Origin of the sequence: Pseudomonas sp. HMSC065H01, assembly GCF_001815235.1 — a bacterium.
Taxonomy (GTDB): Bacteria; Pseudomonadota; Gammaproteobacteria; order Pseudomonadales; family Pseudomonadaceae; genus Pseudomonas; species Pseudomonas aeruginosa.
Genome location: NZ_KV819863.1, coordinates 66,100 through 78,801 on the forward strand (window position 1 = coordinate 66,100; position 12,702 = coordinate 78,801).

General features: G+C 66.8%; 8 protein-coding genes. 3 read left to right on the forward strand and 5 right to left on the reverse strand.

All coding sequences use genetic code 11. From position 1 onward, the window contains the following. Positions 1-4: 4 nt before the first annotated feature. Both mexD and mexC read right to left on the reverse strand, forming a co-directional pair. The gene (mexD, locus tag HMPREF3014_RS12190) at positions 5-3,136 is read right to left on the reverse strand and encodes a multidrug efflux RND transporter permease subunit MexD (RefSeq protein WP_003103150.1); all 3,132 of its coding nucleotides are present in this window, start codon (positions 3,134-3,136) and stop codon (positions 5-7) included. Positions 3,137-3,163: 27 nt separating this feature from the next. After that, positions 3,164-4,327 (reverse strand): multidrug efflux RND transporter periplasmic adaptor subunit MexC, encoded by a 1,164-nt coding sequence (mexC, locus tag HMPREF3014_RS12195; protein ID WP_003116286.1) that lies wholly within the window; start codon positions 4,325-4,327, stop codon positions 3,164-3,166. 160 nt (positions 4,328-4,487) lie between these two features. Here mexC and nfxB point away from each other — a divergent pair, with 160 nt between their 5' ends. The 3 genes from nfxB to glyA all read left to right on the forward strand — a co-directional run bounded on the left by nfxB (position 4,488) and on the right by glyA (position 10,918). Beyond that, positions 4,488-5,051 carry an efflux pump transcriptional repressor NfxB gene (gene nfxB, locus HMPREF3014_RS12200; protein ID WP_003094842.1) on the forward strand — a complete coding sequence of 188 codons (564 nt, stop codon included), beginning with the start codon at positions 4,488-4,490 and terminating at the stop codon, positions 5,049-5,051. Positions 5,052-5,294: 243 nt separating this feature from the next. Further along, the gene (morA, locus tag HMPREF3014_RS12205; protein WP_023087809.1) at positions 5,295-9,542 is read left to right on the forward strand and encodes a cyclic di-GMP receptor MorA; all 4,248 of its coding nucleotides are present in this window, start codon (positions 5,295-5,297) and stop codon (positions 9,540-9,542) included. Between the two features lie 122 nt (positions 9,543-9,664). After that, positions 9,665-10,918 carry a serine hydroxymethyltransferase gene (gene glyA, locus HMPREF3014_RS12210; RefSeq protein WP_048303919.1) on the forward strand — a complete coding sequence of 418 codons (1,254 nt, stop codon included), beginning with the start codon at positions 9,665-9,667 and terminating at the stop codon, positions 10,916-10,918. A gap of 77 nt (positions 10,919-10,995) precedes the next feature. Here glyA and HMPREF3014_RS12215 read toward each other — a convergent pair whose 3' ends face one another. Genes HMPREF3014_RS12215 through HMPREF3014_RS12225 form a run of 3 tightly spaced genes read right to left on the reverse strand, consistent with a single transcriptional unit; the run spans position 10,996 to position 12,666 of the window. After that, the gene (locus tag HMPREF3014_RS12215; RefSeq protein WP_003121337.1) at positions 10,996-11,376 is read right to left on the reverse strand and encodes a hypothetical protein; all 381 of its coding nucleotides are present in this window, start codon (positions 11,374-11,376) and stop codon (positions 10,996-10,998) included. A 22-nt stretch (positions 11,377-11,398) separates the two neighbouring features. Beyond that, entirely contained in the window at positions 11,399-12,403 is a 1,005-nt protein-coding gene (yjiA, locus tag HMPREF3014_RS12220) for a GTPase (protein ID WP_003094852.1), read from the reverse strand. Positions 12,404-12,462: 59 nt separating this feature from the next. Then, on the reverse strand, positions 12,463-12,666 hold the full coding sequence (locus HMPREF3014_RS12225) for a YbdD/YjiX family protein (protein ID WP_003094856.1): 204 nt from the start codon (positions 12,664-12,666) through the stop codon (positions 12,463-12,465). Positions 12,667-12,702: the final 36 nt, after the last annotated feature.

The window sequence follows — 12,702 nt, forward strand, 5'->3', positions numbered from 1 at the left end:
TCGTTCACTCCCCGGCCGAAGCGGCCTGTTCGATGGGTGCCGGCTTGCTGCGCAGCAGCGACAGCAGCCAGACGAAACAGATAGGTACGAACAGCACGCCGAGGAAGGTGGCGCTGAGCATCCCGCCGATCACTCCGGTGCCGATGGCACGCTGGCTCGCCGCGCCGGCACCGCTGGCCAGGGCCAGGGGTATCACGCCGAGGATGAACGCCATGGAAGTCATGATGATCGGCCGGAAGCGCAGGCGCGCGGCCTCGATGGCGGCGTCGCGCAGGCTATGCCCCTGCTCCCAGAGTTCCTTGGCGAACTCGACGATGAGAATCGCGTTCTTCGCCGAAAGACCGATGATGGTGATCAGGCCGACCTTGAAATACACGTCGTTGGACATACCGCTGACCATCACCGCGAGCACCGCGCCGATGGCGCCGATCGGCACGATCAGCATCACCGACAGCGGGATCGACCAGCTCTCGTAGAGCGCCACCAGCAACAGGAACACCACCAGGATGGCGAGGGCGAACAGGCTGGTGGCCTGCCCGGCGGAGACCTTCTCCTGATAGGACAGGCCGGTCCACTCGTAGCCGATGCCGGCCGGCAGCTGCGCGGCCAGGCGCTCCATTTCCGCCATGGCTTCGCCGGTGCTGAAGCCGGGCGCGGCGTCACCGACGATGCGGATCGACGGGTAGCCGTTATAGCGCACCAATTGCACCGGTCCCTCTTCCCATTTCACGCTGACGAAGGCGCTGAGCGGTACCAGGTTGCCAGCAGCGTTAGGCACGTATAGCTCGAGCACGCTTTCCGGGGTCATCCGGTTGCCCTGTTCGGCCTGGATCACCACCCGCTGTTGGCGCCCCGCATTGGTGAAGTCGTTGATCACCTCCGAGCCGAAGGCAGCGGACAGCGTGCCGCTGATGGTCTCGAAGCTCACCCCCAGGGCGCGGGCCTTCTCCCGGTCGATCAACAGGCGCAGTTGCGGCGCTTCGGCCAGTCCTTCCATCATCGCGTAAAGGAATTTCGGGTTGGTCTGGATCTCGCCAAGAAGAGTATCGCGAGCCTGCAGCAGCGCTTCGCGGCCGACCCCGCTACGGTCCATCAGGCGCAATGCGAAGCCGCCGGAGTTACCCAGACCGTTGATCGGTGGCGGCGACACGGCCATGACCGTGCCATCGTCGGGCAGCGCGAAATGCTCGTTCAGCGCGGCGATCTCGGCGGCGGCCGACTGCTCGGCGCCTCGCTCGGACCAGTCCTTGAAGGTCGGGAAGGCCAGCGCGGCATTGTCGCCCTGGCCGGAGAAGCTGAAGCCCGAGATCAGGAACACCGAAGCCACCGCCTCGCGGGACTTGAGGAAGCGCTCGAGCTCCTCGCCGGTGGCATCGGTGCGCACGCGCGAAGCACCAGGCGGCAGTTGCACGTCGACCACCATGTAGCCGAGGTCTTCCGCCGGCACGAAGGCTTCCGGCAGGCGCAGGTAGAAGTAGCCGAGCATGGCCACCAGGCCGGCGTACACCAGCATGAAGCGTCCGGCGCGCGCCACCAGCTTCGAGTTGAGCAGCGAATAGCGCTCGGTGACGCGGGCGAAGCCACGGTTGAAGGCGCCGAAGAAGCCGCGCTTCTCGTGGTGCCCTTCGGGAATGGGCTTGAGCAGCGTGGCGCACAGCGCCGGGGTGAAGGTCAGGGCGAGGAAGCCGGAGAACAGGATCGAGACCGCCAGCGACACCGAGAACTGCTGGTAGATCACCCCCACCGAACCGGCCATGAAAGCCAGCGGCAGGAACACCGCCGAGAGCACCAGGGTGATGCCGACGATGGCGCCGGATACCTGCTTCATCGCCTTGACCGTGGCCTCGGCCGGGGAAATCCCCTCCTCCGCCATGATCCGCTCGACGTTCTCCACCACCACGATGGCGTCGTCCACCAGGATGCCGATCGCCAGGACCATGCCGAACATGGTCATCATGTTCACCGAGAACCCCAGCAGGTACATCACCATCAGCGTACCCAGCAGGCACACCGGCACCACGATGGACGGGATCAGGGTGTAGCGGACGTTCTGCAGGAACAGGAACATCACCAGGAACACCAGGACCATCGCTTCGATCAGGGTGTGGATCACCTTCTCGATGGCCACGTCGACGAAGCGCGAGGTGTCGTAGGGCACGCTGTACTGCATGTCCTCGGGGAAGAACGCCGACAGTTCGGCGAGACGCTGTTTCACCAGGGTAGCGGTCTGGATCGCGTTGGCCCCGGGCGACAGCTGGATCGCCCCGCCCACGGTGGGCGTGCCGTTCAGTCGCGAGGAAATGTTGTAGCTCTCCTTGCCGAGTTCCAGGCGCGCGACATCGGCGAGCCGGACCAGCGAGCCGTCCTGGTTGGCGCGCAGCACTACCTGGCCGAACTCCTGCGGATCGTCCAGGGTGCCCTTCACCGCCAGGGTCGCCGTCAGCTCCTGCGCGGAACTGCCCGGTGCGCTGCCGAAGGCGCCGGCCGGCACCTGCACGTTCTGCCCGCGGATGGCATTGCTCACGTCGTCGATGGAGAGGCCGAAGCCCACCAGCTTCTGCGGATCGATCCAGACCCGCATGGCCGCCTCGGAAGAGAAGAATTGCAGCTTGCCGACGCCCGGCAGGCGCCGCAGCTCGTTGTTGATATTGCGCGCGGCGTAGTCGCCGAGGGCGGTGGTGTCGCTGCGCTGAGCGCCTTCCTTGTAGCTGAGCGCATAGATCAGCAGGAAACCGGCGCTGGTCTGCTCGACCTGCAGGCCCTGGGTCAGCACCGCCTGCGGCATGCGCGCCTCGGCTTTCTTCAGGCGGTTCTGCACGTCCACCTGGGCCAGGTCCGGATCGGTGCCCGGCTCGAAGGTGACGACGATCTCGGCGGTGCCGTTGGAGTTGTTGGTCGACTCGAAGTAGAGCAGGCCCTTGGCGCCGTTCAGCGACTCCTCGAGCACACTGGTGACGGAGTCCACCAGCACCTTCGCCGAGGCGCCGGGATAGGTGGCGGTGATGGTGATCTGTGGCGGCGCGACATTGGGGTACTGCGCTACCGGCAATTTGGAAATGACCAGCAGGCCGGCCAGGGAGATGAACAGGGCCACCACCCAGGCGAAGTTCGGCCGCTTGATGAAGAATTCGGACATCGGAAAATCCTCGGGGCGAACCCGCCCTTACTGTTGCGGCGCAGGTGACTGGGCTTGCGCCTGGGCACCATCCGGCTTCGGCACGATCTTCACCCCCGGCTGCACCGCAGCCAGGCCGCCGACTATGACCCGGTCACCCGGCTCCAGGCCCTCGGTGATCTGCCAGCGCGAACCCTGCATGACGCCGGTACCGACGCTGCGCGACTCGGCGCGCTCGTCGGCGCCCACCACCATCACCTGGGCGCTGCCGTCGCTGGAGCGGTGCACGGCCCGTTGCGGCACCAGGATCGCCTGGTTGTCGATGCCCTGGGGCGTACGTACGCGCACGTACATGCCCGGCAGCAGGACCCCGTCGGGGTTGGCGAACTTGCCGCGCAGGGCGATCTGGCCGGTACCGCGATCCACCGCCACGTCGGCGAACTGCAACGCGCCCTGGCGCTCGTAGGGCGTCCCTTCGACGCGCAGGGTCAGCGCCTGGCTGTCGCCGGCGGCCAAGGTGCCTTTCTTCAGGGCGTCGCGCAGGCGCAGGGCCTCGGCCGCGGTCTGGGTGAAATCCGCATAGATCGGATCGAGCTGCTGGATGCGCGCCATCAGCGTCGCCTCGCCCTGCCCGACCAGCGCGCCCTCGGTCACCAGCGCGCGGCCGATGCGCCCGGAGATCGGCGCAGTGACCGAGGCGTAGCCGAGGTTCAGGCGCGCGGTCTCCAGGTCGGCCTGGGCCGAGCGGGTCGCCGCCTCGGCGCTGCGCAGGTCGGCGGTGGCGGTATCGAAGTCCTGCTGGCTGACCGCCTGGATCTTCACCAGCGGCTCGTAGCGACGCACCCGCGCCTGCGCCTCGAACAGCACCGCGCGGTTCCGCGCCAGCTCACCTTCGGCGCGCGACACCGCAGCCTTCAGCGGTGCCGGATCGATCTGGAACAGCAGGTCGCCAGCCTTGACGTCGGCGCCCTCCTCGAAGCGCTTCCGCACGACGATGCCGGCCACCCGCGCGCGCACCTCGGCGACCCGCACCGGTTCGATCCGCCCAGGCAGTTCCGAACTCAGCGCCAGGGGCTCGGCCTGCACCGTCAGGACCTCCACCGGCAACACCATTTCGGCGGCCTCCTGTCGCTCTTCCGCCGGCCCACAACCCGCCAACGCGATGGCCATAGCCAACGCCCCGATCCTTCCTATTGCACGCAAATCAGCCATGACACACCCGACCGTTGATTGAAAACGGATCGAATGGTACTTTTTCGAGCTAATTGAGTCAATATTGTCTCAAATGATCTTTTGACAGCTAATTCCTTTGGACGCGAGGCCAGTTTTCTGCACAATGCGCACAATCAGAAAAACCAACCGGGACCCATCGATGACCCTGATTTCCCATGACGAGCGACTCATCAAGGCGCTGGCAGTCGCTATCGTCGACCGCCCGCGAGCGACGCTGAAGGAACTGGCCGAGGCGGCCGGCGTAAGCAAGGCCACCCTGCACCGCTTCTGCGGCACGCGGGACAACCTGGTGCAGATGCTCGAGGACCACGGAGAGACCGTACTGAACCAGATCATCCAGGCCTGCGACCTGGAGCATGCCGAGCCTCTGGAGGCGTTGCAGCGCCTGATCAAGGAACACCTCACCCACCGCGAGCTGCTGGTATTCCTGGTATTCCAGTACCGCCCGGACTTCCTCGACCCGCACGGTGAAGGCGCACGCTGGCAGTCCTACCTGGAAGCGCTGGACGCCTTCTTCCTGCGCGGACAGCAGAAAGGCGTGTTTCGCATCGACATCACGGCGGCCGTGTTCACCGAACTGTTCATCACCCTGGTCTACGGCATGGTCGATGCGGAACGTCGCGGACGGGCGGCCAGCTCCAATTCCGCGCATACCCTGGAGCAGATGTTCCTCCATGGCGCCTCCAATCCGGCTCGCTCCTGACCCTCGCACCCGCGGCGGCGCCCCTCTCGTCGCCGCATGGCACGGACCGATCCGCGTGCCGTCGACTTCGGCCGCCCGGAGGCCTGCTCGACACTCGGGAAGATCAGTCCTCACCGGCCCTGCGACAAAGTGCCTCGACAGCCGGAAAGGACCGTGACGCTCGTCGGCGATACTGGCACTTGGCCTTGCTTCCGGGCATCCTAACTGTCTACCGAATCACACCTCCCCCAGGAATTCCGGTCAGTGTCGACCCCCTCGCTAACCCCGTCGCCGCCTCCCGCCGGCGACCCACTGACCGTACCCGACCGACCGGCAGCCAAGGCTGGCCTGCTGTTGCTGGTCCTGTTGATGCTCGGCCTGCTGCTCTGGCAGATGAGCCAGGAGCTGCGCCAGCAGGAACGCTTCGAACACGAGCGAGCCGCGGCCCAGCTCGATCGTCTCAACGACCGCCTGTCCCTGACCCTCGAACTCAAGGCGCGCACCGCCCTCGCCCTGCTCCCGGGCGTGCCCCCCAGCGAGCGTGGCGAGATACAGGGCAGGCTGTTGCCGCGCATCAGCGATGCGCTGCCGCAGGTGCGCCAGTTGCAATGGGTGGACAGCGCCCCGCAGACGGACAGCCCGTCGCCGGAAACGACGCTGCCCGAGCAGTTGCGCCAGCACGCCGGCTCCGGCCTCTACCACTATTGCCTCGACCCGCGCGACGGCGAATCCCTCTACCTGACCCTGCGCGAACCCGGCAGCCGCCGCGACAGTGGCTTCTGGCTGTTGCACCTGGCCAGCGACAGCCTCGCCCAGTGGAGTCCCGACCTGCCCACCGGCAACCTGCTCTGGCGCCTGGAAGACCAATACGCCGGGCGGGTGCTCTGGCATACCCCGGGGAGCACGGCGCTGCTCGACGACATGCAGACCCTCGGCGTGGAACCGCTGCGCAACAGCGACTGGCAGCTTCGCGGGCTCTACGACAGCACGCGAGTGCGGCTCGGCCTGCTGCCGGGAATCGGCGGCGAGCTGGCGATCTTCCTCCTGCTGGTCGGCGTCACCGTGTACATGCTGCTGCGCCTGCACCGCGAGCAGCAAGGCCTGCGCGCCATGACCCTGGCCTCGCAGCGCAGCCTGCGCCAGGCGGCCACGGCACTGGCGGCGATCGACGAGCGGGTGCTGGTGACCCGCGCCGACGGCCGCCTCAGCTACCTCAATCCCCAGGCCGAACGCCTCTTCGGCATCAGTTCGGCCCAGGCCCGCCAGCATCATCTGCTGGGCCTGCTGCCAGACCTCGAGCCAGGCTGGCTGACGGACGCCGGTGGCGACGGCGAGACCCGTAGCGAGCTGCTGCCGCTGCGGGTGCGCGGCGAGCCGCGGACGTTCACCCTCAGCCGCCATCCGCTGGCCAGCTATCCGGCGCTCGCCGACCAGGCCTGGACCCTCCGCGAGCAGATACTCCAGGGCGGGCAGGTCTGGGTGTTGCGCGACGTCACCGAGGAACAGCACGCCCTCGGCGTCCTGGAGGAAACCCGGCGGCGCTACCAGGACATCTTCGAAGGGGTCGGCGTGGCCCTCTGCGTGCTCGACCTCTCCGCCCTGCGCCAGGCTCTTGTGGAGCAAGGCCTGGACAGCTGCGCCGCACTGCGCGCCTGGCTCGCCGGCGAACCCGGGCGGCAGCAGGCGCTGCTGGAGCGGATCCGCATCACCGAGATCAACGATGTCAGTCGCCGCCTGCTACAGATCGATTCCACCGAACAGGCCTGGCAGCGCTTGCTCGACCACGGCCCGCTACAACCGGACAGCCTGCGCCTGCAGGTGATCGAGGCGCTCATCGAGCGCCGGCCGGTACTCGAACTTGAAGCCACGCTGCGCTGCGGCAAGAGCACGCCGCGGCACCTGTGGTTGCAACTGCGCCTGCCGGAAAACCCCGGCGAATGGCATGCGGTGACCCTCAGCCTGTCCGACGTCACCAGTCGCAAGGAAGTCGAACTGTCGCTGATCGAGCGCGAGAAGTTCTGGTCGGACGCGGTCCAGGCGGTGCCCGATACCCTCTACATCCACGACCTGCACGCGCGCCGGGTGATCTTCAGCAACCATCACCTGGGCCAGCAACTGGGCTACAACCAGGAAGAACTGGCGCGGATGGGCGAGAACTTCTGGGAAACCCTGCTGCACCCCGACGACCAGGAATACTACTGGCGCATCCGCAACCTGCAGCACGTGGTCGGCGACGGCCTGCTGCTCGACAGCCAGTTGCGCTGGCGCCACCGCGACGGCCGCTGGCACTGGTTCGACATCCGCGAGCAGGCCTTCAGCCGCGACCGCAGCGGTCGCGTGGCGCGCCTGATCGGCGTGGCCAAGGACATCACCTTCACCGTCGAGGCGAACAACGCGCTGCGCGAGAACGGCCGACGCTACCGCATGCTGGCGGAAAACATCAGCGACGTGATCTTCTCCACCGACGCCGAACTCAACGCCAGCTACGTCAGCCCCTCGGTACAGCACGTGTTCGGCTACAGCCCGGAATGGGCGCTGCTCAACGGCCTCCATCAGACCGCCACCAACCCGCGCCAGCTCGGCCGCCTGAACGGCCTGCTGCGCCGCGTGCGGCACGCCATCGGCGACCGCCAGAAGCTCGCCGAGCTGCGGGAAAACCCTGGCCAGCATCTGTTCGCCCTCGACTGCCTGCGCGCCGACGGACGCAAGATTCCCATCGAACTGCGGATCGTCCTGATGTGGGACGAGCACGACCGCTTCGAAGGCCTGCTCGGCATCGCCCGCGACATCAGCCAGCAGCGCCGCGCCGAACGCGAGCTGCGGATGGCGGCGACGGTATTCGAACACTCCACGGCGGCGATCATGGTCACCGACCCGGCCGGCTACATCGTCCAGGTCAACGATTCCTTCTCGCGCCTGACCGGCTACAGCCCGGCCGACGTGCTCGACCAGCAGCCGCGCCTGCTCACCGCCGACCGCCAGGAAGCCAACCAGCTCAAGCACGTGCTCGCCAGCCTGCAGCACAGCGGCAGCTGGGAAGGCGAGATCCTGCAGAAGCGCAAGACCGGCGAACTCTATCCGTCCTGGGTCGGCATCACCGCGGTGCGTGACGAGGAAGGCGACCTGGTCAGCTTCGTCTGCTTCTTCAGCGACATCAGCGAGCGCAAGGCCAGCGAGCGGCGCATCCACCGCCTGGCCTACTACGACGCCCTCACCCACCTGCCCAACCGCACGCTGTTCCAGGACCGTCTGCATACCGCCCTGCAGCAGGCCGAGCGCAACGGCCAGTGGGTGGTGCTGATGTTCCTCGACCTCGACCGCTTCAAGCCGATCAACGACTCCCTCGGCCACGCCGCCGGCGACCGCATGCTGCAGGAAGTGGCGACCCGCCTGAGCGCCTGCGTCAGCCAGGACGATACCGTGGCGCGCATGGGCGGCGACGAATTCACCCTGCTGCTGCCTTCCCAGGGCGACCGCGAGATCGCCCTGAAACGGGCGATCCAGGTCGCCGAGCTGATCCTCGGCCGTCTGGCCCGGCCGTTCACCCTGGAAGGCCGTGAATTCTTCGTCACCGCCAGCATCGGCGTGGCCTTGTCGCCCCAGGACGGCACCGAACTGAGCCTGCTGATGAAGAACGCCGACACGGCGATGTACCACGCCAAGGAGATGGGCAAGAACAACTTCCAGTTCTACCAGGCCGAGATGAACGCTCGCGCCCTGGAGCGCCTGGAACTGGAAAGCGACCTGCGCCGCGCCCTTGAACTGGGCGAGTTCGTCCTCCACTACCAGCCGCAGTTCACCGGCGACGGCCGCCGCCTGACTGGCGCCGAGGCCCTGCTGCGCTGGCAGCATCCGCGCCGCGGACTGGTTCCGCCGAGCGAGTTCATTCCGGTGCTGGAGGAGATCGGCCTGGTGGCCCAGGTCGGCGACTGGCTGCTGGCGGAAGCCTGCAAGCAGTTGCGCAGCTGGCACAAGGCCAAGGTGCGGGTGCCGAAGGTCTCGGTGAACCTCTCGGCACGGCAGTTCGCCGATGGCCAGTTGGGCGAGCGGATCGCCGCGATCCTCTACGAGACAGGCATCCCGCCGGCCTGCCTGGAGCTGGAGCTGACCGAAAGCATCCTGATGAGTGACGTCGCCGAGGCCATGCAGATCCTCTCCGGGCTCAAGCGCCTCGGCCTGGCCATCGCGGTGGACGACTTCGGCACCGGCTACTCCTCGCTGAACTACCTCAAGCAGTTCCCCATCGACGTGTTGAAGATCGACCGCAGCTTCGTCGACGGCCTGCCCCACGGCGAACAGGACGCACAGATCGCCCGGGCGATCATTGCCATGGCCCACAGCCTGAACCTGATGGTGATCGCCGAGGGCGTGGAGAGCCAGGCCCAGCTGGACTTCCTTCGCGAGCACGGCTGCGACGAGGTGCAAGGCTACCTGTTCGGCCGGCCGATGCCCGCCGAGCAGTTCGGCATGCTCTACGCCAGCGACGTGCTGTTCATGTTCAACGAGGGCTGAGCCGCCGTGCGGCGCGCTTGAGCGCCGCTTATCCGCGACATGATGGCCTTTCATGTGCCAGCACCCGCCGCATGGGTTAGAATGCGCGCCTTTTCCCAGCACCGATCCTTATGAGGACCGCCATGTTCAGCCGTGATTTGACCCTCGCCCGCTACGATGCCGAACTCTTTGCCGCGATGGAGCAGGAAGCCCAGCGCCAGGAAGAGCACATCGAGCTGATCGCCTCCGAGAACTACACCAGCCCGGCGGTGATGGAAGCCCAGGGTTCGGTGCTGACCAACAAGTACGCCGAAGGTTATCCGCACAAGCGCTACTACGGCGGCTGCGAGTACGTCGATATCGTCGAGCAACTGGCCATCGACCGCGCCAAGCAACTGTTCGGCGCCGATTACGCCAACGTCCAGCCGCACGCCGGCTCCCAGGCCAACGCCGCGGTCTACCTGGCCCTGCTGTCGGCCGGCGACACCATCCTCGGCATGAGCCTGGCCCATGGCGGCCACCTGACCCACGGCGCCAGCGTCTCCTCCTCCGGCAAGCTGTACAACGCCGTGCAGTACGGCATCGACGCCAATGGCCTGATCGACTACGACGAAGTCGAGCGCCTGGCCGTGGAGCATAAGCCGAAGATGATCGTCGCCGGCTTCTCCGCCTATTCCCAGGTCCTCGATTTCGCCCGCTTCCGCGCCATCGCCGACAAGGTCGGCGCCTACCTGTTCGTCGACATGGCCCACGTCGCCGGCCTGGTCGCCGCTGGCGTCTACCCGAACCCGGTGCCGTTCGCCGACGTGGTCACCACCACCACCCACAAGACCCTGCGCGGCCCGCGCGGCGGCCTGATCCTGGCGCGCGCCAACGAGGAGATCGAGAAGAAGCTCAACTCCGCGGTATTCCCCGGCGCCCAGGGCGGCCCGCTGATGCACGTGATCGCGGCCAAGGCGGTGTGCTTCAAGGAAGCCCTGCAGCCGGAGTTCAAGACCTACCAGCAGCAGGTCCTGAAGAACGCCCAGAGCATGGCCCAGGTCTTCCTCGACCGCGGTTTCGACGTGGTTTCCGGCGGCACCCAGAACCACCTGTTCCTGCTCTCCCTGATCAAGCAGGACATCACCGGCAAAGACGCCGACGCCGCCCTCGGCCGCGCGTTCATCACCGTGAACAAGAACTCGGTCCCGAACGACCCGCGCTCGCCGTTCGTCACCTCCGGCCTGCGCATCGGTACCCCGGCCGTGACCACCCGCGGCTTCAAGGAAGCCGAGTGCCGCGAGCTGGCCGGCTGGATCTGCGACATCCTCGAGAACATGGGCGACGAGTCCGTGGTCGACGGCGTACGCGAGAAGGTCAAGGCGATCTGCGCCAAGTTCCCGGTCTACGGCAACTAAGCGACAAGGCAAGACGAAAGAGCCCGGCAAATGCCGGGCTTTTTCATTTCCTCCGAGGGAGGAGGCGCCGGGTAGCGTTATCGCCGGTCCTCGACATGGATCACCGCCAAGGCCTCGGCATCCTCGCCCCGCCGGGAGCGGCCGTGCATGCCGACGAGCAGCTCGCCGGCGTCCTCCTCCAGTTCCTCGCGAGGGACGAAGGTAAGGATGTCCGGGTGATGCCCGGTCACCACCCAGCCGCGGCCGTTGTCCAGGGTGATCACACCGAAGTCGCCCGCCGGCGTGCCGACCTGTACCGCTCCCCACTCGGCCAGCAATGCCCGCGCCTGGGCCGCGAGGTCCGGCTCCGGCTGCGTGAGGATCACGCAAGTGCCCTGGGCGAACAGCACCCAGGATTTGTCCGCGCCACGGATGCAGTCCCGCCAGGCGCCGATCAATGCGTTCCTGTCCATTTCCACGCTCCTTTGGCGTCGATGCGCCTCAGCGGCCTTCGACGATGCGTTCGAAGCCCTCGCGGATACTGTCCTCCGGCAGGTTGTCGCCGATGAACACGATCACGCTCTCGCGCGCCTCGTCGTCCCGCCACTCGCTATCCCAGTCGAAGCCGTAGAGTCGCAGCACGCCCTGGAACACCAGGCGACGCGGCTCGTCGGCGATGTTCAGCACGCCCTTGTAGCGCAGCAGGGAATTGCCATGCCACTGCAACAGGTCGTCCATGAACTCGCTCAGCCTTTCGAGATCGAGCGGCGTGTCGCTGCGCAGTACCAGGGTGCCGATGCGATCGCGGCTGTCCTTGGCTGCCACCGCTCGCAGCGGGCGCAGGCCGATGCCAGGACCGAGGTCGGCGTTGAGGTTGAAGCCACGTACGTCGAGCAGGTGCGCCAGGTCGATGCGGCCGTGCTCGACCACATGCACCAGCGCCCTCCGGTTGATCCGTTGCAGGCGCTGGCCCAGGGCCTCGAAGGTGGCGGCGTCGACCAGGTCGGTCTTGCTCACCAGGATGCGGTCGGCGAAGCCGACCTGGGCCTGGGCGATGGTTTCCTGCAGGTGACGCTCGGCGTTGGCGGCGTCCACCAGGGTGATGATGCCGTCCAGCACGTAGCGCTGGCAGAGTTCCTCGTCGGCGAAGAAGGTCTGCGCCACCGGCGCCGGATCGGCCAGGCCGGTGCACTCGATCACCAGGCGGTCGAAGTCGATTTCGCCGTTGTCGCGGCGCTCCAGCAGGAGGAACAGGGCCTTTTCCAGGTCGGTGTTGATCGAGCAGCAGACGCAGCCATTGGACAGCGTCATCACCTGCACCGGCTCGACGCCGAGCAACTGGCCGTCGATCGGCGTCTCGCTGTACTCGTTCTCGATCACCGCGATCTTCATGCCGTGCTCGGCCTGCAGCAGGTACTTGAGCAGGGTGGTCTTGCCGGCGCCGAGGAAGCCGGTGAGCACGGTGACGGGGATCGGGGCGTGGTTGTCGTTGGCTACTTCGGACATGCGCAACTTCCAGAAAAGACGCGGGCCACGTCAGACGTGGCCCGCGGAAGGATGGGGATTCAGCAGCAGCGGATCGGCCGACCCTTGCCGCCACCGTAGCGCGCCTCCTGGCGCTCGCGGAAGAACTCCTCGTAGGTCATCACCGGCTTGTCCGGGTGCTTGTTGCGCATGTGCTCGACATAGGTGTCGTAGTCGGGCATGCCGACCAGCATCCGGGCGGCCTGGCCCAGGTATTTGCCCATGCGGCTGAGGTCGTTGAACATGGCGAGTTCCTCGTTAAGGCTCCCTGGCGAACCGGG